18 protein-coding genes are annotated in these 21,653 nt (G+C 72.3%); 12 read left to right on the top strand and 6 right to left on the bottom strand.

Annotation, left to right across the window (positions count from 1 at the left end; genetic code table 11):
• Positions 1-106 precede the first annotated feature (106 nt).
• Complete coding sequence (locus ACFHVL_RS13115) at positions 107-1,252, bottom strand: glycerate kinase (RefSeq protein ID WP_416627936.1); 1,146 nt, start codon at positions 1,250-1,252, stop codon at positions 107-109.
• A 69-nt stretch (positions 1,253-1,321) separates the two neighbouring features.
• Here ACFHVL_RS13115 and nadA point away from each other — a divergent pair, with 69 nt between their 5' ends.
• From nadA to ACFHVL_RS13100, 3 genes are all read left to right on the top strand, one after another.
• Complete coding sequence (nadA, locus tag ACFHVL_RS13110; RefSeq protein WP_416627935.1) at positions 1,322-2,491, top strand: quinolinate synthase NadA; 1,170 nt, start codon at positions 1,322-1,324, stop codon at positions 2,489-2,491.
• 333 nt (positions 2,492-2,824) lie between these two features.
• Positions 2,825-4,180: a UDP-N-acetylglucosamine 1-carboxyvinyltransferase gene (gene murA / locus ACFHVL_RS13105; protein WP_416627934.1), complete on the top strand. Its 1,356-nt coding sequence runs from the start codon at positions 2,825-2,827 to the stop codon at positions 4,178-4,180.
• Positions 4,181-4,348: 168 nt separating this feature from the next.
• On the top strand, positions 4,349-4,966 hold the full coding sequence (locus ACFHVL_RS13100) for a DUF3043 domain-containing protein (protein WP_416627932.1): 618 nt from the start codon (positions 4,349-4,351) through the stop codon (positions 4,964-4,966).
• 31 nt (positions 4,967-4,997) lie between these two features.
• On the opposite strand, the gene ACFHVL_RS13095 is transcribed toward ACFHVL_RS13100, so the two are convergent.
• Together ACFHVL_RS13095 and ACFHVL_RS13090 are read right to left on the bottom strand one after the other, a co-directional pair.
• On the bottom strand, positions 4,998-5,306 hold the full coding sequence (locus tag ACFHVL_RS13095) for an AzlD domain-containing protein (RefSeq protein WP_416627930.1): 309 nt from the start codon (positions 5,304-5,306) through the stop codon (positions 4,998-5,000).
• The gene (locus ACFHVL_RS13090) at positions 5,306-6,016 is read right to left on the bottom strand and encodes an AzlC family ABC transporter permease (RefSeq protein WP_416627928.1); all 711 of its coding nucleotides are present in this window, start codon (positions 6,014-6,016) and stop codon (positions 5,306-5,308) included. The genes ACFHVL_RS13095 and ACFHVL_RS13090 overlap by 1 nt, the downstream gene beginning before the upstream one ends.
• A gap of 66 nt (positions 6,017-6,082) precedes the next feature.
• Here ACFHVL_RS13090 and ACFHVL_RS13085 point away from each other — a divergent pair, with 66 nt between their 5' ends.
• From ACFHVL_RS13085 to ACFHVL_RS13075, 3 genes are all read left to right on the top strand, one after another.
• The gene (locus ACFHVL_RS13085) at positions 6,083-6,637 is read left to right on the top strand and encodes a helix-turn-helix domain-containing protein (RefSeq protein ID WP_416627927.1); all 555 of its coding nucleotides are present in this window, start codon (positions 6,083-6,085) and stop codon (positions 6,635-6,637) included.
• A 322-nt stretch (positions 6,638-6,959) separates the two neighbouring features.
• Positions 6,960-10,394, top strand: coding sequence for a WG repeat-containing protein (locus ACFHVL_RS13080; protein ID WP_416627925.1), 3,435 nt, complete (start codon positions 6,960-6,962; stop codon positions 10,392-10,394).
• 134 nt (positions 10,395-10,528) lie between these two features.
• Positions 10,529-11,527, top strand: coding sequence for an aldo/keto reductase family protein (locus tag ACFHVL_RS13075; RefSeq protein WP_416627923.1), 999 nt, complete (start codon positions 10,529-10,531; stop codon positions 11,525-11,527).
• Between the two features lie 61 nt (positions 11,528-11,588).
• On the opposite strand, the gene ACFHVL_RS13070 is transcribed toward ACFHVL_RS13075, so the two are convergent.
• Entirely contained in the window at positions 11,589-11,789 is a 201-nt protein-coding gene (locus ACFHVL_RS13070; RefSeq protein WP_416627921.1) for a hypothetical protein, read from the bottom strand.
• A 132-nt stretch (positions 11,790-11,921) separates the two neighbouring features.
• Here ACFHVL_RS13070 and ACFHVL_RS13065 point away from each other — a divergent pair, with 132 nt between their 5' ends.
• The 3 genes from ACFHVL_RS13065 to ACFHVL_RS13055 all read left to right on the top strand — a co-directional run bounded on the left by ACFHVL_RS13065 (position 11,922) and on the right by ACFHVL_RS13055 (position 15,931).
• A complete protein-coding gene (locus ACFHVL_RS13065; protein WP_416627919.1) occupies positions 11,922-13,742 on the top strand; it encodes a bifunctional adenosylcobinamide kinase/adenosylcobinamide-phosphate guanylyltransferase in 1,821 nt (606 codons plus the stop codon).
• On the top strand, positions 13,739-14,536 hold the full coding sequence (locus ACFHVL_RS13060) for an adenosylcobinamide-GDP ribazoletransferase (protein WP_416627917.1): 798 nt from the start codon (positions 13,739-13,741) through the stop codon (positions 14,534-14,536). Before ACFHVL_RS13065 ends, ACFHVL_RS13060 begins: the two co-directional genes overlap by 4 nt.
• Positions 14,537-14,620: 84 nt before the next feature.
• A complete protein-coding gene (locus ACFHVL_RS13055; protein WP_416627916.1) occupies positions 14,621-15,931 on the top strand; it encodes a DUF2314 domain-containing protein in 1,311 nt (436 codons plus the stop codon).
• Positions 15,932-15,984: 53 nt separating this feature from the next.
• Here the strand turns inward: ACFHVL_RS13055 and gcvT are convergent, their stop codons facing one another.
• Positions 15,985-17,112 (bottom strand): glycine cleavage system aminomethyltransferase GcvT, encoded by a 1,128-nt coding sequence (gcvT, locus tag ACFHVL_RS13050; protein ID WP_416627915.1) that lies wholly within the window; start codon positions 17,110-17,112, stop codon positions 15,985-15,987.
• A gap of 134 nt (positions 17,113-17,246) precedes the next feature.
• Between gcvT and ACFHVL_RS13045 the strand changes: the two genes are divergently transcribed.
• Complete coding sequence (locus tag ACFHVL_RS13045) at positions 17,247-18,839, top strand: leucyl aminopeptidase (RefSeq protein WP_416627914.1); 1,593 nt, start codon at positions 17,247-17,249, stop codon at positions 18,837-18,839.
• An 80-nt stretch (positions 18,840-18,919) separates the two neighbouring features.
• Here the strand turns inward: ACFHVL_RS13045 and ACFHVL_RS13040 are convergent, their stop codons facing one another.
• Entirely contained in the window at positions 18,920-19,246 is a 327-nt protein-coding gene (locus tag ACFHVL_RS13040; RefSeq protein ID WP_416627913.1) for a hypothetical protein, read from the bottom strand.
• 277 nt (positions 19,247-19,523) lie between these two features.
• Between ACFHVL_RS13040 and lpdA the strand changes: the two genes are divergently transcribed.
• Together lpdA and ACFHVL_RS13030 are read left to right on the top strand one after the other, a co-directional pair.
• A complete protein-coding gene (gene lpdA, locus ACFHVL_RS13035; RefSeq protein ID WP_416627912.1) occupies positions 19,524-20,912 on the top strand; it encodes a dihydrolipoyl dehydrogenase in 1,389 nt (462 codons plus the stop codon).
• Positions 20,913-20,930: 18 nt separating this feature from the next.
• Positions 20,931-21,653 (top strand): biotin/lipoyl-containing protein (locus tag ACFHVL_RS13030; protein WP_416627911.1); only part of this gene is annotated, 723 nt, incomplete at its 3' end.

The following is a 21,653-nucleotide window of genomic DNA, read 5'->3' as shown; positions in this document are numbered from 1 at the left end:
CCGTATTGGGTAACGCTAACCGCCCCGGCCACGATTCCCAATCCGGCGCCGACAATCTGTGCATGACGAGCCACCCAGATCACACTCACCGTAGCCGGACGTACCGTCAACGGCTCCACTGACCGGCCAGCCGGGCGGCGATCTGGCGTAGCCCGTCGGCCGGGCGGGCCAGCGCCTGGTCCAGGCCGCCGCCGGTCTCCCCGCCGAAGTGGTCTACCAGGGCGTACGCCTCGGTGACCCCGGCCGCTGCGGCCTCCCGCCGCCCGGTGGCCACCTGGCCGGCGATCACCACGCAGGGCAACCCCCGGTCCCGGGCCGCGCCGGCCACCCCGGCGACCACCTTTCCGCGCAGCGACTGGTGGTCGAACGACCCTTCGCCGCTGATCACCAGGTCGGCCGCGTCCAGCGCGGCGGGCAGCCCGATCAGGCCGGTGACCAGGTCGATGCCGGATTCGCACCGGCCGCCGAGGGCGAGCAGGGCGGCACCGATGCCACCGGCGGCACCGGCTCCGGGCCAGGCGGCGACCTCCGCCGGGCAGCCGGGCAGACCCGCGACGAGTACGCCGGCGAACCGCTGCAACGCGGCATCGAGCAGCAGTACGTCGGCCCGGTCGGCGCCTTTCTGCGGCCCGTACACGTTGCTGGCGCCGTGCAGCCCGGTCAGCGGGTTGTCGACGTCGGTGGCGGCGACCAGCTCCACTGCGCGCAGCCGGGGTACGCCGTCGAGCGAGTGGGCGCCGGCGAGCGCGGCCCCGCCGTAGGGCAGGGCGTAGCCGGCGACGTCCAGCACGGCGGTGCCGAGCGCGGTCAGCATGCCGGCACCGGCGTCGTTGGTGGCCGAGCCGCCGAGCCCGACGACGACCCGACGTGCACCGTGCTCCACCGCCGCGAGCAGCAGCACACCCAGCCCGTACGAGGTGGTGTGTTTCGGGTCACGCTCGGCCGGGGTCAGCAGGTGCAGGCCGCAGGCCTGGGCGCTCTCCACGTACCCGGTCCGGCCGGCCGGACCGTCGACCAGCAGGATCTCCCCGACGGCCGGCCGGCCCAGCGGGTCGACGGTGGGTACGGCGATTCGCCGCCCGCCGGTCGGGCCGGCGAGCGCGTCGACGAAGCCCGGTCCACCGTCGGACAGCGGCAACTCCACGATTTCGTCGGCGGGTGCCCGGTCCCGCCAGCCGGCGGCGACCGCTGCTGCCGCCTCGGGAGCGGTGAGGGTGCCGGCGAACTTGTCCGGACAGATCAGGACCCGCATGGTCTGGCAGTGTGGCAGGCCACACTCGGGCTGGTCGCGGGCGGGCGGACCTGTGCGAGCATGGATCTCGTGACTTCGACGTGGGTTGAGCCCTCCAGCACCGCGACCGCTCTGTTGCTGCTCGGTCGGGGTAGCGACCCGGCTACCGAACGCGGGGTCGAATGCCCGGGTGAGCTTCCGGCACCGAGCGACCCGGACCTGGTCGCCCGGGCCACCGCCGCCAAGGCCGCCCTGGGTGACCGGGTCTTCGTCCTCGGGCACCACTACCAGCGCGACGAGGTGATCCAGTTCGCCGACGTGACCGGCGACTCGTTCAAGCTGGCCCGGGAGGCCGCCGCCCGGCCGTCCGCCGAGTTCATCGTCTTCTGCGGCGTGCACTTCATGGCGGAGAGCGCCGACATCCTGACCGGCGACGCCCAGCGGGTGATCCTGCCGGATCTGGCCGCCGGCTGTTCGATGGCGGACATGGCGGTGCTGGGCCAGGTGGAGACCGCCTGGGAGGCGCTGGCCGACGCGGGCGCGGCGACCTCGACGGTCCCGGTGACGTACATGAACTCGTCGGCGGACATCAAGGGGTTCGTCGGCCGAAACGGCGGGGTGGTCTGTACCTCGTCGAACGCCAGGCGGGCGCTGGACTGGGCGTTCGAGCGCGGTCAGCGGGTGCTCTTCCTGCCGGACCAGCATCTGGGCCGCAACACGGCGGTGCTGGAGATGGGGCTGGACGCCGACGACTGTGTGCTCTACGACCCGCACAAGCCCGGTGGTGGGCTGACCGCGCAGCAGTTGCGCGAGGCGAAGATGGTGCTCTGGCGGGGGCACTGCTCGGTGCACGGCCGGTTCACCCGCAGCAGCGTCGACGAGGTACGGATGCGGGTCCCCGGGGTCAACGTGCTGGTCCACCCGGAGTGCCGCTACGAGGTGGTCACCGCGGCCGATCAGGTCGGCTCGACGGAGTACATCATCCGGGCCATCGAGGCCGCGCCGGCCGGTTCGGCGTGGGCGGTCGGCACCGAGCTGAACCTGGTCCGGCGGTTGGCGCTGGCCCACCCGGACAAGCAGGTCATGTTCCTGGACCGGGCGGTCTGCTACTGCTCGACGATGAACCGGATCGATCTGCCGCACCTGGTGTGGGCGCTGGAGGAGCTCGTCGCCGGGCGGGTGCCCAATCAGATCACGGTCGAGGAGCGGACGGCGCACTTCGCGCGGGTGGCGCTCGATCAGATGCTGGCGCTGCCCTGATCGGATAACCGACACCCCACCAATAGGTCACCCAACGTAATCTAAGACCTACATAAGCGGGCCATCGTTCCCGAATTCGTGCCAATCGCAGCGGTTGCGGGATCCCTCTTTCATCACAGAGCGCTATGCTTCCCCGGCGACGAACGGGCGACGCGGATCGTCGATGCCAATGCGCACGGTCGGTAACCGACTGATGCCTTGCGCACCACCGACCGCTGGCCCCGTCCGCGGTCGTGCGGGTTTCGCCCACCGCCGACCGGGACACATCTCCCCGCATCGCCGGGCCCAGCTCCACCCCTATACGACGGCAGCATCGACGCGCTGGAGGTTTCGTTGACCGACGACGTCCTGATCGTGCATGGCGGCACACCCCTGCACGGGCAGATCCGGGTCCGGGGCGCCAAGAATCTCGTCTCCAAGGCGATGGTGGCCGCGCTACTCGGCGACGAACCGAGCCGGCTGTACGACGTACCGCGCATCCGCGACGTCGAGGTCGTCCGTGGCCTGCTCGAACTGCACGGGGTCAAGGTCAGTGACGGCGAGGAGAACGGCGAACTCGTTCTCGACCCGGCCAACGTCGAAAGCGCCTCGTTCGACCAGATCAACGTGCACGCCGGCTCCAGCCGAATCCCGATTCTGTTCTGCGGACCGCTGCTGCATCGCCTCGGCCACGCGTTCATCCCGGACCTGGGCGGCTGCCACATCGGGCCCCGCCCGATCGACTTCCACATGCAGGCACTGCGCGAGTTCGGCGCGGTCGTCGAGAAGACCCCGCAGGGGCTGCACCTGACCGCCCCGAACGGGCTGCACGGTACGAAGTTCGAACTGCCGTACCCGAGCGTCGGCGCCACCGAGCAGGTGCTGCTGACCGCGGTGCTCGCCGACGGGGTGACCGAGCTGCGCAACGCGGCGGTCGAGCCGGAGATCATCGACCTGATCTGCCTGATGCAGAAGATGGGCGCGATCATCAAGGTACACACCGACCGGGTCATCGAGATCCACGGCGTGCCCCGGCTCGGCGGCTACTCGCACCGGCCGATCCCGGACCGGATCGAGGCCGCCAGCTGGGCGGCGGCGGCGCTGGCCACCGGCGGTGACGTCAACGTGCTCGGTGCCCAGCAGGCCGACATGATGACCTTCCTGAACGTGTTCCGCTCGGTCGGCGGCGCGTACGAGGTGACCGACGCCCGGCCGCCCCGGGTCGGCAGCGCCGGCGAGGAGGGCGGCATCCGGTTCTGGCACCCCGGCAACGAACTGCGGGCGGTCGCCCTCGAAACCGACGTACACCCCGGTTTCATGACTGACTGGCAGCAGCCGCTGGTGGTCGCCCTGACCCAGGCCCGGGGCCTGTCGATCGTCCACGAGACGGTGTACGAACAGCGACTGGGCTACACCGCCGCGCTGAACACGATGGGCGCGACGATCCAGGTCTACCGGGAGTGCCTCGGCGGCACGCCCTGCCGCTTCGGCCGGCGCAACTTCAAGCACTCGGCGGTCATCGCCGGGCCGAGCAAGCTACACGCCGCCGACCTGGTCATCCCGGATCTGCGGGCCGGTTTCAGCCACCTCATCGCGGCGCTCGCCGCCGAGGGGACCTCCCGGGTGTACGGCGTCGACCTGATCAACCGTGGCTACGAGGACTTCGAGGCCAAGTTGGCCGACCTCGGCGCCCACGTCGAACGCCCCTGAACGCACCCCTCGGTGCCCCTGGCGCCGAAGCCGCAAGATCCCGACGATCTTGCGCTTATCGAGAAGATTTGTGCCGAATGTCCCTCGATGAGCGCGAGATCGTCGGCGCAGGTGCGGCCGACCGGGTGCGAGGTGCGGTTGCCGTCCCTGGTTGGCTACCCTTCACGAGTGCCCTCCCTGTTTCGTCGCAAGTCCGCCGATGTCGTGGAAGCCGATCGGCCGGGGGACGACGTCCCCGAGCCTGAGCAGGTAGCCGCAGCCAACCGGGTCCGGGGCCACACCCCGAGCAAGAAGGAGCTCGGGGTGGTCACCCCGAAGCGGCCCGCCGCCGGTCGCCGGCCCGCTGGCGACACCAAGGCGTTGACCAAGCAGGAGGCCCGCGAGCAACGGCGGGCCCGACGGGCGGCCATCTCCGAGGAGTTCCGCCGCGAAGGCGGCCCCCGCGACCGCGCCCCGGAGCGTGGCCTCGCCCGCGACGTGGTCGACTCCCGCCGTACGGTCGGCACCTGGTTCTTCGGCGGCGCGCTGCTCGTGCTGATCGGCTCCGGTCCGACGATGCCACCGGCCGTCCAGCTGGGCTCCAACCTACTGTGGGTGACCCTGGCGGTGCTGGTCGTCGTCGACTCGGTGTTGATCTCCCGACGCATCCGCAAGCTGGTTCGTCAGCGCTACCCCAAGTCCGACCAGCGGATGGGGGGCCTGTACTTCTACGCGATCATGCGGGCGATGACGTTCCGCCGGATGCGTACCCCGACGCCCCGGGTGCAGCTCGGCGACAAGATCTGACTCGACGGTCCGACCCGACCTTCGGCGGATCTCACGGCACGCCGAGGAGCCGCAGCACCGCGGCGGTCGCGGCGGCAGCCACCACGACCAGCACGAACGGTGCCCGACGCCAGGCCAGCAGCAGCCCGGCCAGCACGCCGGCGGGCCGGGCGTAGCCGGCGAAACCACCACCATCGGTGAGGGCCGCGGTCACCGCCAGCGCCGCCAGCAAGGTGGCTGCGGCGATCGGCAGCAGGGTACGCAGCTGTGGCGGCAACGCGATCCGGTCCTGTAGCAGGACTCCGGCAACCCGGAAGGCGTACGTGCCGACGGCGAGCGCCAGCACCGCAGCGATCAGCATCAGGCGGCTCCTGTCCGACGGGTCCAGCGAGGCGGGGTCGGCACCGCCAGTGCCAGCAGCCCGGCGAGGGCGAGCAGCACCGGCAGACCGGCGGGCAGCAGCGGCGTCGTGAGCACCGCCACGGCGGCACCGATGACCACGCAGCGGCGTACGTCGCTGTCGCGTAGCGCGGGCAGCAACAGCGCGAGCAGGCCGGCGGGAAAGGCGGCGTCGAGCCCCAGCGCCGCCGGATCCCCGGTGGCCCCGCCGAGCACGACGCCGAGTACGGTGCCGACGTTCCAGCTGACGAAGACCGCCGTGCCGGCCAGCCAGAAGCTACGGCGGCGACGCGCCGGGTCCTGCTCGGCGAGGGTGAACGCGACCGATTCGTCGGTGAGTAGGTGGCTGCCGACCACCCGCTGCCACCAGCGCTGCCCGATGACCGGGGCGAGAGCGAGGCCGAACGGCAGGTGGCGGGCGTTGAGTAGCAGCCCGGCTGCGATCGCAGCCACCGGGCTGCCGACGGCGAGCAGCCCCACCGCCATGAACTGGGCGCCGCCAGCGAAGACCAGGATCGACATGGTCACCGCGAGCCAGCCGGGAAGTCCGGCGACGACGGCGATCGCGCCGAAGGAGGCACCGACCGCACCGACGGCCGCGGCGATCGCGGCAACGTCGCGGACCAGCCCTCGTTCCGACCGGTTGCCAGATGTTCGCTTCCCCGATCGCACGTTCGCCATAATGAACAACCATGCAGTGGTTCGTCAAACCGAACAAGTTCGACCGAAGGAGCGAACATGGCGCACGAGGTCTCCCCGCTGGACTCGATCCCTCGGGCCGTACGACATGAACGGGAGCAGGCAGGCCTGACGCTGACCGAGCTCGCCCGCCGGGCCGGCATCGCCAAATCGACCCTGTCGCAGCTGGAGTCCGGCAGCGGTAACCCGAGCGTGGAGACGCTCTGGTCACTGGCCGTCGCGCTCGGCGTACCGTTCAGCCGACTCGTCGAGCCGCCGAGGTCGACGATCCGGGTCATCCGCGCCGGACAGGGCCCCGGGCTGCGCTCCGAGCAGTCCGACTTCATCAGCGCTCTGCTGTCCGCCGCCGGACCGGGCCGCCGCGACCTCTACCTGATCCGGGCCGAACCCGGCCCTGGCCGGTCCGCCGCACCGCACCTGCCCGGCAGCGTGGAGCATCTGATCCTGGCCAGCGGACGGCTGCGCACCGGCCCCGTCGACCAACCGGTCGAGCTCGACCCCGGCGACTACGTGACCTTCACCGCCGACCAGCCGCACATCTACCAGGCGTTGGCGGCGGGTACGGTGGCGGTGCTGGTCATGGAGCACCGTTGACCCTGCGACCCCGGCACTGCCGGATTGCCGCCCCGGTCCGACGTGCCGGTCCGGAGCCGGCAAGGCGGCGGACGACCGCGACCCAAAGGACACTGTTTTGATTCATTGCTGGCGGTTCGGTGGCGTCGACCGAGCCTACGCGGCTACCCTCCATCCGCAACCATGCTGCCACCGGGCCGGGGGGACTCTATCGGGTTGCCACGGTTGCTCTGCGAGTATTTCGACGAGGTGACATCGCCGTGAGCGAGCCACGTGAAGCTTTCACACGGTTCTCGCCTGCCCGGCGGACCACGGGGACCGGCCCACACGGCGAGGTGCGGGCGTGACCGAGGGCTACTTCGACCGCCGTTGGCAATCCTGGCAATGGGACGACGGCGCTACGCCGGACCGTCCAGCTGACGACCGTGGTGACACCAGGTGGGACGACGACGACCGCTGGGAAGCCATGCGCCGGGCCAGGGACCAGCGTCCGCAGGAGCCGGCGTGGTTGACCGATCCCACCACCGAATGGGTCCCGTTGCCCGGTCAGCGATACCCGGGCGACCAGATGGCCGGCCGGCGGCCCGGCCGCGAGCCCGACCCGCCCGCGACGATGAACCGGGGCAGGGCGAACGTCTACCGGGCCGAGTCCAGCCAGCGCCCGTCACCCGACCAGCGTCAACTCGACGGATACCGACGTCACGAAGCCGACATAGACGAACGGGGCGCACGGCCGGAGGCCGCAGCCGCCCGCGGAACCTACCGGCCGGCCGACACCCACCGTCCGGACGACGTCTACCGACCGGCCGACCCACAGCGGCCGGACGACGTCTACCGACCGGCCGACCCACAGCGGCCGGCAGCCCGAGGCCGGGCGGACTGGTTCACCGGGGACGGGCAGCGTGGCAGCCCCCGCCCGGACTCCGGCGAACCGCCACGGCGGCACCCCGACGACGCGTTCCACCAACGCCGGCACCCCGACGACGCGTTCCACCAACGCCGGCACCCCGACGACGCGTTCCACCAACGCCGGCACCCGCAGGACCGCCAGCGCGCGGCACCACCCCCGGACTGGCAGCCGCCACGGCGTCCCGTCGAGCCGTTCGATCGGCAGCGGCACCCTGACCAGGGTCAACCGCCGGGACGACCGGACCACCGGGCAGGCCGGTGGGACGGACCCCGCGATCGGCCGCCGGAGGGCTACCGCCGGGAAGACCGGCAACCTGATCAGCGGCCCGAGTCGCAGCGGGGATGGCCCGCGCATCAGGCCGATCAACCGCCGCCGGTCAGCCGTCCGGACCCTCGCCGGCCCGGTCCGGCAGAGGTGTACCGGGTAAAGCCCGGCGACCCGGCGGCCGAGCCGGTGCGGCAGCCCGGCCCGCCGCCGCCGGGACCGCCGCGCGGTGAGCAGCAGCCACCGGTGGCACGGACCCGCACCCAGCCACCCGGTCGGCCCGTCTCCGGCGTGCCAGGCCGGCCGACCTCCGGTGCCGGCAGAAGTCGGGTTCCCGGCTTCGACTCCGCGCCGCAGTTCGGTCCCGGCGGCCGCGAGTACCGCGAGCCACCGACCCGGCCCACCGCCCAGCCCCCCGTTGCCCGGCCGGTCCCGGCCAGCCCACCGGTCGACGCCGTGCCACGGCGCCCCACCCCGCCCGACCAGACCGGCGAGCAACTGCCGATCCCGGTGTCCGCGCCAGCCGGCCCGCCACCGGAGTTCCGGGTCAGTACGGCCACCGGGGAACACCCACAGGTCAGACCGGTACGCAAGGAACAGGGTGCCGACGAGCCCGCGTACGTCGTGCGGGCCAGACCCGAGCCACGGCACGCCCCGCCGCCGTACATCGTGCGCAATCCGCCGGAACGCGAGGACAACGCGCCGGTGGTGTCCCGTCCCGCGCCACAACCGATCCTGACCGGGACACCCGGCCCGACCGACACCGACCAGCCAACGGTCGACGCCAGGTCGGCGGCCGAATCCCGGTCGATCGAAACCGAAACCGACACCGCCGAACCCACCGGCGTCGACATCGAGCAGCCGCGTACGGCCGATCCGGCTGCTCTCGACCCCGCGAGTCACCTGGTAGAGGCAGCCGTGCGGGTGCCGGAGCCACCGGCACCGGCACCGACACCGACACCGCTGGTGCAAGCAAGCGAGCGGCCGCCAGTCGACGCGGCAGACGGGGCCGTCGAGCCGGCCGCCCCTGCCGCCCGGACCAGGGAACCCGTCGACCCTGATCCGCCGGGAGGCGAGCAGCCCGAGGACTCGGCCAGCCGACAGGCCGCCGACCGCAGCGGACAGTCTGCCGACGAAGACGTACCGGAGCAGTCCGCGAGCCCCGACACGGTCCTACCGGTCGTCGGCACCGCGGCCGGCACGGCGACCGCCCTCGGCGCGCCGACCATGCTGGCTCCACTGGTGCAACCGGATCAGACCGCCGAGCCCGACCCACCACCCCCGGTCGAGCCGAAGTCGGCGGACCCCGAACACGTGCTGTCCGCGTACCAGTGGCGCTTCCACCCGGACACGCTGCGTGAGCTGGTGGAGAACCCGGACGACCTGCGGGCGATCCGGGACCGGCTCACCGAGAAGATCGCGCCAGCGACGGACAACGCGACCCGGGCCCGGCTGCTGAGCCTGCGCGCGGTGGTCTCCCGGATCCTTGGCGACCTCGGCAAGGCACTCGCCGACGCCAAGCTGGCGTTGGCACACGCCGAGGCCACCGGTGAGCTGCGCCGGGTCGCGATCGCCCAGGCCCGGCTGGCGCACGTACTGCAGTGGCGGGGCGACTTCGCCGAGGCGGACCGGCTCTTCGAGGAGGCAAACTCCTCCGAGTTGCCTGACCGGCTGCGGGCCACGATGCACGAGCACGCCGGCCGGTCCTGCTACGACCAGGGCCGGTACATGGAGGCGTGCAACCACTTCGAACGCGCGTTGGAGCTTCGCAAGGTCGAGGATCCCGACCTGATCGCCCGTACCGAGTTGGCGTTGGACGCGGTGTTCGCGAAGGTCGCCGAGAACGGTTGGGGGCCGTACCCACGGGACCGTGACGAGATCCTGCGCCTGCACCGGCCGCCGCGACCGACCTTCAGCGACCAGGCCCAGCGCTGGGGCTACGCGGACGCCGACGGCAACCTGGTGATCGCGCCGAACTTCGCCGACGTACAGCCGTTCCATGACGGGGTCGCCTGGGTCCGCCGACCCGAGTCCAGGTTCTGGGAGCTCATCGACGAGGCCGGCACGACGACGATCGCGGCGACCGCCGGGTACATCGCCGTCGGCTCCTTCTCCGACGGAATCGCCTGGGTGACCGCCGACGGCACCGGGAGTTGGATCGCCATCGACCGGGAGAACACCGTGGTGATCGGGGCCGGCTTCGACGACGTCCGACCGTTCCGCCGCGGGGTCGCGGTGGTCCGGCGGGGCGGTTGGGGCGCGGTCGACAAGACCGGCCGGCTGCTGCTGCCGACCCGCTACAGCGGCTTCCCGACGGCGCTGACCGACGGCCGGTACATCGACGGGTTCACCGACGAAGGGCTGGCCATCATCGACGCTGGCGGACGCAAGGGCGTGGTCGACCGGTCCGGCCGGATGATCGTGCCGCCGGTGCACCCCGCGATGGCGATCCATCCGGTGGCGTTCCTGGTCGCCACGCCGGACGGCCGGTGGGGGGCGCTGGACCGACGCGGTGAGCCACTGATCGATCCGGCGCATCCGTCTCGGGCCGCCGTGATGGACGAGATCGACCGGCTGCTGGCGGACACCATGCCGGTGTTGTGAACCACAGTGACCCGGCGGGCCGGTGCGGCGGACCCGGACATTCGGTCGGTCGGCACCCGCTACGAGATCGATTTACCGCTGTGTGATGGGCCTCCCGGCACACCCGACCACCCGGCGCCAACTAGGGTTGAGCAATGGAATTCCGACACCTTGGCCGCTCCGGCATGCTCGTCAGCGAGATCTCCTACGGAAACTGGATCACCCACGGATCGCAGGTGGAGGAAGAGGCCGCCAAGGCCTGCGTACGTGCCGCGCTCGACGTCGGCATCACCACCTTCGACACCGCCGACACGTACGCCGGCACCCGGGCCGAGGAGGTGCTCGGCCGGGCACTGCACGGTGAGCGGCGCGAGGGCCTGGAGATCCTCACCAAGGTCTTCTGGCCGACCGGTCCCGGCCCGAACGACCGGGGCCTGTCCCGCAAGCACATCATGGAGTCGATCAACGGTTCGCTGCGCCGGCTGCAGACCGACTACGTCGACCTCTACCAGGCACACCGCTTCGACCACGTCACCCCGCTGGAGGAGACGATGGAGGCCTTCGCCGACGTCGTGCACTCCGGCAAGGCGCACTACATCGGGGTGTCGGAGTGGAACGCCTCGCAGATCAGGCAGGGTCACGCGCTGGCCCGCGAGCTGAAGATCCCGCTGGTGTCGAACCAGCCGCAGTACTCGATGCTGTGGCGGGTGATCGAGGCAGAGGTGGTGCCGGCCAGCGAGGAACTCGGCATCGGGCAGATCGTCTTCTCCCCGATCGGTCAGGGCGTACTCACCGGCAAGTACCTGCCGGGGCAGCCGCCGCCGGCCGGTTCGCGGGCCACCGACCAGTCCGGTGGGGCGACGTTCATCTCCCGGTTCATGACCGACCAGGTGCTGAGCACCGTGGCGCAGCTCAAGCCGCTGGCCGAGCAGGCGGGGCTGTCGATGGCACAACTGGCCATCGCCTGGGTGCTGCAGAATCCGAACGTCTCGTCGGCGATCATCGGTGCGACCCGGCCGGAGCAGGTGCAGGACAACGTCAAGGCCAGCGGGGTCCAGCTGGACAGCGGCTTGCTGAAGGCGATCGACGAGGTGCTGGACCCGATCGTCGAACGCGACCCCGGCAAGACGGTCAGCCCGGCCACCCGGCCGTAGTCACCGTGGCGGCTCGGGGCCGGTCGGCCCCGAGCCGTTGTCAGCAGACCTGGCGCGCCGGTTACTGCCCGGTCGCCAGCAGGCTCATCCGGTACTCCGAACGGTCGTCCTCCATCAGCTCGACCGAGGCGACGCCCGCCGCAGCCAGCTCCCGCCAGGTCTGGCCGATCCAGGACTCGGCGTCGGCCTGTGTGCCGAACGTCTCGGCCGGCCCTTCAACGGGCTGGCCGTCCGCGTCCTCGTACCGCCAACTCCACGGCATGTTCGGTGCTCCCCTCGGCGATGTACCTCGCAAGCCTAGCCGCGACCGCCGACATCGACGGATACCGGATCGCCGGTCGCGACGCCCGCCCGGCCGGTCAGGTCGGCTACCGCCCGCCGTAAGGTACGGGACATGTCCGTTGACGGCTGGAAGTCCGTACTCGTGCTCGGCGGGATCCGGTCCGGCAAGTCCGGCTACGCCGAATCGCTGGTCGCCGACACGCCGGTGGTGCGATATGTGGCGACCGGCGCGACCGACCCGGCCGACGCCGAATGGCTCGCCCGGATCGAGGCGCACCGGCAACGCCGACCGCACGGCTGGCACACCGACGAGGTCACCGGTCACCCGGCCAAGCTGGTCGAGGTGCTCTCCTCGGCCCAGCCGGAGGAGACGTTGCTCGTCGACGACCTCGGCGGTTGGGTCAACGCCCTGCTCGATCCGACGCATCAGCCTGCCGACGACGGGGCCACCATCGCCGAACTCGCCGCCGCCGTGCGCGCCTGCCCGGCGCGGCTGGTCCTGGTCAGCCCGGAGGCAGGGCTGGCTCTGGTGCCGACGACCCCCGTCGGCCGGGCGTTCGCCGACGCGCTCGGCGTGACCAACCAGGCGGTGGCCGAGGTCGTCGACCTGGTGACGCTGGTAGTGGCCGGACAGCCGGTGACGATCAAGTCTGACGGTGCGGCCTCCGCACCGACCGGCCCGCCGGTGGCCGCCGAACCAGCGGCTACGACGCCAGCGGCGCCCGCCGTTCCCGTGGCCGCGGTGGAGCTCACTTCCGACGCCGGCGGCGACGCCGGTCAGCCGCCGGAGTTCAAGCCCGGGATGACGCTGCCGATGCCGGCCGAACGGATCCGGGCCACCAGCGTCGAACGCCTTGCCACGCTGGACCAGCCAGGGTCCGGGTTCGGGGTGCTGGAGCGCGTCGTCGGGTTCGCCGCCGCCACCCAGGACGACGCGACGCCCCGACCGTGGGACCGCGTACGGGTGGTGCTGCTGCACGGTGACCACGGTGGTGGGATCGCGGCCGGCGACAGCCCGCAGGAGTCGTCACGACGCGCCGGGCAGGCCCGCTCCGGCGAAGGCCCGCTCGCCCGGCTCGCCGCCGCAGCAGGCGCCGACGTGACGGTCGTCGAGGCACCGGCCGCCGCGCCGATCGAGGACGGGCCGGCGCTCACCGCCGACGAGGTACAGGCCGCGCTGGCGCTCGGCTGGGACGTCGCGCAGCAGGCCGGCCTGGCCGGCGTACAGGCGATCGTCCTCGCCGCCTGCGGTGCCGGTGCCGCCGGCGCCGCCGCCACCGTGCTCGCCGCGACCACCGGCGCGGAACCGGCCGCGATCCTGGGCCGGGTCGCCTCCCCCGGGAAGAAGATCGACGACGCCGCCTGGATGCTGCGCTGCATCGCCGTACGCGACGCTCTGCACCGGACCCGCCGGGGCACCCGGGGCGCCCTCGACGTGCTGTCGCAGTACGGCGGCGGTGACATCGCGGTCGCCACCGGGCTACTGCTCGGCGCGACCGCCAACCGGATTCCGGTGCTGCTGGACGGGCCGGTCGGCGTCGCCGCCGCACTGGTCAGCCGGGATCTCGCCGGCCAGGCCCGGCACTGGTGCCTGCTGCCTGACCACGGCCGGCAGCCGACCGTGCGGCACGCCGCCGACGTACTGGGCCTGACGCCGATCGTCGACCTGCGACTCGACCTGGGTGAGGGCACGGCGGCCCTCGCCGCGTTGCCGCTGTTGCGGTGCGCGCCGACGCTCGCCGGTGCCCTCGGCGAACATCCGACGCCGGCCGGGTCGGCCGACCCGGTGTCGGTCGACACCGGGCAGGACCGCGCTGCCGAGGACGACGCCGACGAGGTGACGTTGTTCGTCGAGCCCGACGACGAGGTGACGTTGTTCGTCGAGCCCGAACCGGCCGGCCCCGGGCCGGCGAGCACCGATCCGACCCGGTGACCGACGCCGGCCAGGCCGGCCCGGCACTGCGACTGACCGCCGGGATCCGGCTCGCCGTCACCACGTTCACCGTGCTGCCGGTGCGGCCCGGCCGGGTGGACCGGCAGGTGGCCGCGGTCGCGATGGCACTCGCCCCGGTGGTCGGCACCGGACTCGGCTGCTGCCTCGCCGGGGCGCTGCTCGCGCTGTCGTACGCCGGGACGCCGGCGCTGGTCGCCGCGGCCGTGATGACCGGCCTGGCCGCAGCGCTGACCCGTGGCCTGCACCTGGACGGGTTGGCCGACACCGTCGACGCGCTGGGTTCGCACCGGGACGCGGCCGGCGCTCTGGAGATCATGCGCCGGCCGGACATCGGCCCGTTCGGTGTGGTGGCTCTGGTCGTGGCGCTGCTGGTGCAGACGGCGGCTGTCGCGGCCGTGGCGGCGGACCGCCCGTGGCCGGCGGTGCTGGCCACGGTGGCCGCAGCGGCCGGCACCGGTCGACTCGCGGTCACCTGGGCCTGTCGGCGTGGCGTTGCGGCTGCCCGCCCGGACGGGCTCGGCGCCCTGGTCGCCGGCACCCAGGGTCGGCTGGCGACGCTGACCGGGACGGTGCTCGTCGCCGCGGTCGCGGTGGCGGCGGTGCCGGGCCGGCCCTGGCAGGGACCGCTGGTGGTGCTGGTCGCGGCGCTGGTGTGGCTGGGCCTGCTGCGGCACCTGGTGCGCCGGTTCGGTGGGGTGACCGGTGACGTACTGGGCTGCGGGGTCGAGGTCACCACGACGCTGGCCTACCTGGGATTGGTGACCGGTGGGTAGTCCGGCGGTGGACGGCGGCCGGTCGGAGTAGCGTTCACCTCGCCAGGTATCACCGACGCGAGACTCACCCGACCGGGGGCGCCCATGGCCAGCTCGGACGACCTGCTGCTGCCGGTCCCGGTGCCGGAGTCGCTCACGGCCACCTACCTGGTGCCGATCGTGCCGCCGGACGCCCCGGTGCCGACCGCCCGGGAAGCACTCGACCGCCTCGGTGACCGGTTGTCCCAGCCGGTGCGTGACCTGGCCGGACAGTTGCTCGGCAGTCCGCTGCTGACCGTGCAGACCCGTCCGATCGATCAGCTGCCCGAGTTGCCACCGGACCTGCTGGCCGCGTTCGGCGCCACCGGCGGACAGTTGGCACGGTTGCGCAGCGCGCAACGGTGCGTCGTGGTGCAGGCCAGCTACCGGCCCGGCTGGCCGCCGGCACACGAGTGGGGCGCACGGGCAGTGGGCGCCGCGTTGGCCGACGCGCTCGGCGTCGACCTGATCGACCTGTTCGGGCTGCAGTTCCTGGACCCGCCGGCCGCGCTGCGCTCGCTGCCCGACGCCGACGGCCGGATCCGGCTGGTCGACTGGATTCTGGTGCCCTACTCGCCCGACGACGAGGGCCTGTGGTTCACCACCAAAGGGCTGCGTCGCTTCGGTCTGCTGGAGCTCCAGGCGCAACGGGTGCCACCGCGCTACGTCCGTGCCTGGGGCGCGATCATGACGGGCGTCGGTCGCCGACTGCTGCGGATCTGGACGGAGGCGCTGAGCGATCCGGACCCGCCGGCGTTCGTCCAGCTGCCGGTCCAACTGGCGGTCACCGGGCACGACATCGCAGTCGCGTACGGCAACCAGGACCGGCACGATTCTGCGGGCTCCGCGCTGCTGCGCATCGCGCTGGATCCGTCGACCGATCCGGACGCCGACTCGTTCCTCACGCTCGGCCCGCCGCAGCCGCTGGCCGAGGCCGATGCCCGTCGGTACTTCGCCCAGGTCTGCGGCGAACTGTTCGGGGCCGGGCAGCCGGAGATCCACTACGCGCGGTCGAGCGACGCGATGGCGCAGGCGATCGCGACCGCCCGCCGGTCGCTCGGCGAGATCCGCGCCCGGTTCCTCGCCGACGGGCTACCAGGTGGCGGCCAGCTGCTGGTCAAGTACGGTCTCGCCGCACCGGACGGACGTGAGTACGTCTGGGCCAGCGTCACCGGCTGGCCGAACCCGGGCCGGATCGTGGCAGCCAGCACGGTCGACGCGGCGAGCGACCCGACGGTGCGGGTCGGCAGCCCGGTCGTGGTGGACGCCGCCGACGTGGTCGACTGGGCGCTGCTCGACGACGGCCGGATGGCTGAGGGCGGCTGGACCGAGGCGGTGCTGGACAGCGGTGACCGGGCCAGGCCCGCCACGCAGTGACCGACACCAGACAGGGCAGGCCTGGCCCGGACCGACCGTGGCCAACCGTGCCGTCAGCGCACCGACGACGGCACGAACGGCGGGCGCACCACCTGCATCGGCGCCAGCCGGCCGCGCACGTCGACCTGCACCTCGACGCCTTCGGCCGTGACTGCGGCGGTGTCCAGCAGCGCCAGCCCGATGCCGGCCTTTCGGGTCGGTGAGAAGGTACCGCTGGTCACCTCGCCGATCCGGCAATCGTCGAGCAGCACCGGCATGCCCGGCCGGGGAATCGCCCGCTGCACCGCCCGCAGGCCCCACAGCAGCCGGGCCGGTCCGGCCGTCTTCTCCGCCAGCAGCGCGGCGCGGCCCCAGAACTGCGGCTTGCGCCAGCCGACCGCCCAGCCGAGCCGGGCCTGCACCGGGGTGATCTGCGGGCTCAGGTCCTGGCCGTGCAGCGCGTACCCCATTTCGGTCCGCAGGGTGTCGCGGGCACCCAACCCGCAGGCCTGCGCGGCCACCGGCGCCCGACCCGCCAACAGCGCGTCCCACACCTGCGCAGCGTGGTCGGCGGGAACGACCAGTTCGTAGCCGTGTTCGCCGGTATATCCGGTCCGGCAGACGACGACCTCGGTGCCGCCGAGCCGGCCGACGGCGAGACTCATGTACGGGTGCCCGGTGGGCAGGCCCAGTCCGTCGAGCAGCGCCACGGCGGCCGGCCCCTGCACGGCCAGGACGGCGTACCCGGTGTGCTCGTCAGTGACGGTGACGCCGCCGGGGGCGGCGTCGCGTAGCCGGCGCACCACCTCGGTGGTGTTGGCCGCGTTGGGAATCAGGAAGACGTGATCGTCGGCGTGCCGGTACGCGATGATGTCGTCGACGACACCGCCGGTCACCTCGTCACAGCACAGGGTGTACTGGGCTGCTCCGGCACCGATCCGGTCCAGGTCGTTGCTGAGGCAGGAGTTGACGAAGCCGACCGCTCCCGGCCCGGTGATCCGGGCCTTGCCCAGATGCGACACGTCGAACACACCGACCGCACGGCGTACCGACTCGTGTTCACGCAGTACGCCGCCGCCAGCGTACTCCAGGGGCATCTCCCAGCCGCCGAAGGCGGCGAACTTCGCGCCCAGCGCGGCGTGCCGGTCGTGCAGGGGGGATCGGCGCAGCGGACCGCTGCCGGTCAGGGTCACCTCGGACATGGGTCGCAACTTACCCGCGGACCCGCAGGTGGTTAGCATCGGCGGGCACCACCCTGTCCGGCGGATCATGTCGCGCCGGAGACCAACCCGCCGGTCGCTCACGAAGCGGCCGGCCCAGCCGCCGGAGACGCCGAGTGACATCATTCACCACCACCCTGGACCTGGTCGACACCGATCCCGCCGAACTGGCCGTCGACGCACTCGTCATCGGCGTACACAGCCAGGACCAGCCGGCCGGCGGCCAGGCTGCGGCGGACGGCCCGCTCCCAACGACCGGTCTGCTGTTGGCGAGCGGCGCGGAGAGCATCGCCGTCGCGTTCGAGGGCCGGCTCACCGAGACGCTCGCCCTGCTGGGCGCCACCGGGTCAGCCGGTGAGGTGATCAAGTTGGCGACGCTCGGCACCATCGGGCCGCCGTTGCTGGTCGCGGTCGGGCTGGGTCCGGAACCCGCCGGTGCGGCACCGGCTCCGGAAACGCTGCGCCGGGCGGCCGGCGCGGCGGTCCGGGCGCTCGCCGGCACCGCCCGGGTCGCCCTGGCGTTGCCGATTCCCGACGACTCCGACGGCCCGGCGGCGCTGCGCGCGGTGGCGGAGGGCGCGCAGCTGGGCAGCTACCGGTTCGCCGGCTACAAGACCCGTCCGCAGCCGGGCCGGCGGGCGCCGGTCGCCTCGGTCACGGTGCAGGTGACCGACGCGGCCGACCCGGCCGCGCAGGCCGAGGTGGTCCGGGCCGCCGCCGTCACGGCGGCGGTGGTGGCGTGCCGCGACTGGGTGAACACCCCGCCGAACGAGCTGCGGCCGCCGGCGTTCGCCGAGTCGGTCGGCGCGGCGGCCAGCGCGGCCGGGCTGGACGTGCAGGTGCTCGACGAGCAGGCGTTGGCCGACGGCGGCTATGGCGGAATCCTGGCGGTCGGCGGCGGATCGACCGCCGCGCCCCGCATGGTGGTGCTCTCCTACACTCCGCCGGGCGGCGCCGCGCAGGACGCGCCCCGGGTCGCGCTGGTCGGCAAGGGCATCACCTTCGACACCGGCGGGGTCTCTATCAAGCCGGCGCAGGGCATGTGGGAGATGAAGTCGGACATGGCCGGCGCGGCGGCGGTGGGCGCGGCGATGCTGGCGATCGCGGCGCTCAAGCCCTCGGTCGCGGTCACCGCGTATCTGCCGATGGCGGAGAACATGCCCTCGGGTACGGCCTACCGGCCCGGTGACGTGGTCACCATGTTCAACGGCAAGCGGGTGGAGGTGCTCAACACCGACGCCGAGGGCCGGATGGTGCTGGGCGACGCGATGGCCCGTGCCTGCGCCGACGGTTGTGACTACCTGCTGGAGACGTCCACGCTGACCGGCGGACAGGTGGTCGCGCTGGGCAAGCGGATGGCCGGGGTGATGGGCAGCAGCGAGCTGTGCGCGCGGGTGCAGGCGGGTGGCGAAGCGGTGGGCGAGCCGGCCTGGCCGATGCCACTGCCGGACGACGTACGCAAGGGCATGGAGTCCGACATCGCGGACATCTGCCAGGTGAACTCGTCGATGGACCGGGCCGGACACATGCTCCAGGGCGGGGTGTTCCTGCGCGAATTCGTCAGCGACGATGTTTCCTGGGCGCACATCGACGTCGCCGGGCCGGCGTACCACTCGGGTGAGCCGAACGGCTACTGGAGCAAGGGCGGCACCGGAGTGCCGGTGCGCACCCTGGTGCAGGTGGTCGAGGACATCGCGGCCAACGGCTGACGCGCCGACGGTGCCCCGGGGCGTCAGCGTGGAACTTGTCGCGCCCGATGCCCCGGGGCGACCACTCGCCGGGCGGGCGGTCAGCCCCGGTCGGCCCGCTTGCGCCGCTCGTTGAAGTCACGCATCCGCTGTGGGTAGCCGACGAGTGCCACGTCGTAGATCGGGATCGCCATCTTGTGGGCGAAGCGACGGGCGGTCTCGGGTCCGTCCACCCGGCGCCGGGTCCACTCGCCGTCGTGGGCGATGAGCATCACCGTCGTCTCGGTGACAGTGGTCCGTGGCTCGATGAAGGCTTCCACTCCCCGACGACTCCGGATGAACTCCTCAAGATGCGCGAGATCGGCACGATTCGCTGGCCGACCACCCGGCCCCGCACTCGACTGCTTGCGCCGACGAAACCACGCCACCGGCGATCTCCTCCCCTGCTGTCGGGCGCTACCGCACCTCGACGATCAGGCACCGGCACGCCGTCGGGCGCCGCTGGTGCGGTCGGACCGGACCCGCCACCGGTGCCCGCGTGCATTGACGAACAGAGCAAGCCTACGTTGCTGCCACGTGTCGTTGGGCACCTCGTTGAGCGTTCAGACACTACAAGTGACAAGATGGCCGGGGTAAGTCTGCCCGTTCCATGGGACGACGTGTGGGACGGCCCTCCTGTGCAGCGACGCGATCTGGGAGTGAACTGTGAGTGAGCCGAACGGCGGGACCTTCGATGTGGTCATCCTCGGCGGCGGTAGCGGTGGCTACGCGGCCGCCCTGCGCGCCGTGCAACTCGAGCTGTCGGTGGCGCTGATCGAGAAGGACAAGGTCGGCGGCACCTGCCTGCACCGTGGCTGCATTCCCACCAAGGCGTTGCTGCACGCCGCCGAGGTGGCCGACACCACGCGTGAGTCCGAACAGTTCGGCGTCAAGGCCGACCTCGTCGGCATCGACATGGCCGGGGTCAACAGCTACAAGGACGGCGTGGTCGGGCGCCTGTACAAGGGCCTGCAGGGCATGATCAAGTCTTCGAAGATCACCTACGTGGCGGGCACCGGTCGGCTGGTCGGCCCGGACACGGTCGAGGTCGACGGCGCCCGGTACACCGGCCGCAACGTGATCCTGGCCACTGGCTCCTACTCGCGCAGCCTGCCGGGCGTGGCGGTCGACGGCGAGCGCATCCTCACCAGCGAGCACGCCTTGGAGCTGGACCGGGTCCCCACCTCCGCGATCGTGCTCGGTGGCGGCGTCATCGGCGTGGAGTTCGCCAGCGTCTGGCGCTCCTTCGGCGTCGACGTCACCATCGTCGAGGCGCTCCCCCGGCTGGTCGCGGCCGAGGACGAGGAGTCGTCGAAGGCCCTGGAGCGGGCGTTTCGCAAGCGCGGGATCGCGTTCAAGACCGGCAAGCCCTTCGAGAAGGTCGAGCGCACCGAGTCCGGCGTCGCGGTGACGATCGCCGGCGGTGAGACCCTCGAGGCCGAGCTGTTGCTGGTCGCCGTCGGGCGCGGCCCGGTCACCGCCGACATCGGGTACGCCGAGCAGGGTCTGAAGATGGACCGGGGCTTCGTGCCGACCGACGAGCGGCTGCGCACCAACCTGCCCAACGTCTACGCCGTCGGCGACATCGTGCCCGGTCTTCAGCTGGCGCACCGCGGGTTCCAGCAGGGCATCTTCGTCGCCGAGCAGATCGCCGGTCTCAACCCGGCGGTCATCGACGAGAATGGCATCCCCCGGGTCACCTACTCGGACCCGGAGCTCGCGTCGGTCGGCCTGACCGAGGCGAAGGCCAAGGAGCAGTACGGGGCTGACAAGATCAAGACCTACAACTACAACCTCGGCGGCAACGGCAAGAGCCAGATCCTCAAGACCACCGGTTTCGTCAAGCTGGTCCGGGTGGTCGACGGCCCGGTCGTCGGCCTGCATCTGGTGGGCGCCCGGGTCGGCGAGCTGATCGGCGAGGCGCAGCTGATCTACAACTGGGAGGCCGACCCGGCCGACGTCGCACCACTCGTGCACGCCCACCCCACCCAGGGCGAGGCTCTCGGCGAGGCCCACCTGGCCCTGGCCGGCAAGCCGCTGCACGCACACGCCTGACTAGAGGAGTCTTGAGATATGCCGGTATCGGTCACCATGCCCCGGCTCGGCGAGAGCGTCACCGAGGGCACCGTCACCCGCTGGTTGAAGCAGGAAGGCGACCGGGTCGAGGTCGACGAGCCGCTGCTTGAGGTCTCCACCGACAAGGTCGACACCGAGATCCCCTCACCCGCCGCTGGCGTACTCAGCCGGATCGTGGTGAGCGAGGACGAGACCGCCGAGGTGGGCAGCGAGCTCGCGGTCATCTCCGGCACGGACGAGGGCGGGCAGGACAGCTCGCCGGAGCCCGCCGCACAGCCGCAGGCCGCGACGGAGCAGCCGGCTGAGCCGCAGCCAGAGCCAGAGCCGCAGCCGCAGAGTGGCGGGGCCGCGCAGAGTGGCGACGCCACCGCGGTCAAGATGCCCGCACTCGGGGAGAGCGTCACCGAGGGTACGGTGACCCGCTGGCTCAAGCAGGTCGGTGACTCGGTCGAGGTCGACGAGCCGCTGCTCGAGGTCTCCACCGACAAGGTCGACACCGAGATCCCGTCACCGGTCGCCGGCACCCTGTTGGAGATCAAGGTCGCCGAGGACGGCACCGCCGATGTCGGTGCCGAGTTGGCGCTGATCGGCAGTGCCAATGGTGGCGCGCCCGAGCCGGCGCAGCCCGAGCCGGCGGCAGCACCCGCCGCCCCGGCGCAGCCCGAGCCAGCCGCGGCCCCGGCGCAGCCCGAGCCAGCCGCGGCCCCGGCCTGTGCCTCG

It is taken from the genome of Micromonospora sp. LOL_023, from assembly GCF_048060115.1.
Lineage (GTDB): Bacteria > Actinomycetota > Actinomycetes > Mycobacteriales > Micromonosporaceae > Micromonospora_E.
Note: the sequence above shows the minus strand (reverse complement) of the source record. Positions and strands in the feature narration are given on the sequence as shown.

Excerpts from the sequence above, each read along its gene's own strand:
- ACFHVL_RS13065 (WP_416627919.1), top strand. The coding sequence starts at position 11,922 with ATGTCCGTTGACGGCTGGAAGTCCGTACTCGTGCTCGGCGGGATCCGG.
- ACFHVL_RS13075 (WP_416627923.1), top strand. The coding sequence starts at position 10,529 with ATGGAATTCCGACACCTTGGCCGCTCCGGCATGCTCGTCAGCGAGATC.
- ACFHVL_RS13055 (WP_416627916.1), top strand. The coding sequence starts at position 14,621 with ATGGCCAGCTCGGACGACCTGCTGCTGCCGGTCCCGGTGCCGGAGTCG.
- ACFHVL_RS13085 (WP_416627927.1), top strand. The coding sequence starts at position 6,083 with ATGGCGCACGAGGTCTCCCCGCTGGACTCGATCCCTCGGGCCGTACGA.
- ACFHVL_RS13070 (WP_416627921.1), bottom strand. The coding sequence starts at position 11,789 with ATGCCGTGGAGTTGGCGGTACGAGGACGCGGACGGCCAGCCCGTTGAA.
- gcvT (WP_416627915.1), bottom strand. The coding sequence starts at position 17,112 with ATGTCCGAGGTGACCCTGACCGGCAGCGGTCCGCTGCGCCGATCCCCC.
- ACFHVL_RS13095 (WP_416627930.1), bottom strand. The coding sequence starts at position 5,306 with ATGCTGATCGCTGCGGTGCTGGCGCTCGCCGTCGGCACGTACGCCTTC.
- ACFHVL_RS13115 (WP_416627936.1), bottom strand. The coding sequence starts at position 1,252 with ATGCGGGTCCTGATCTGTCCGGACAAGTTCGCCGGCACCCTCACCGCT.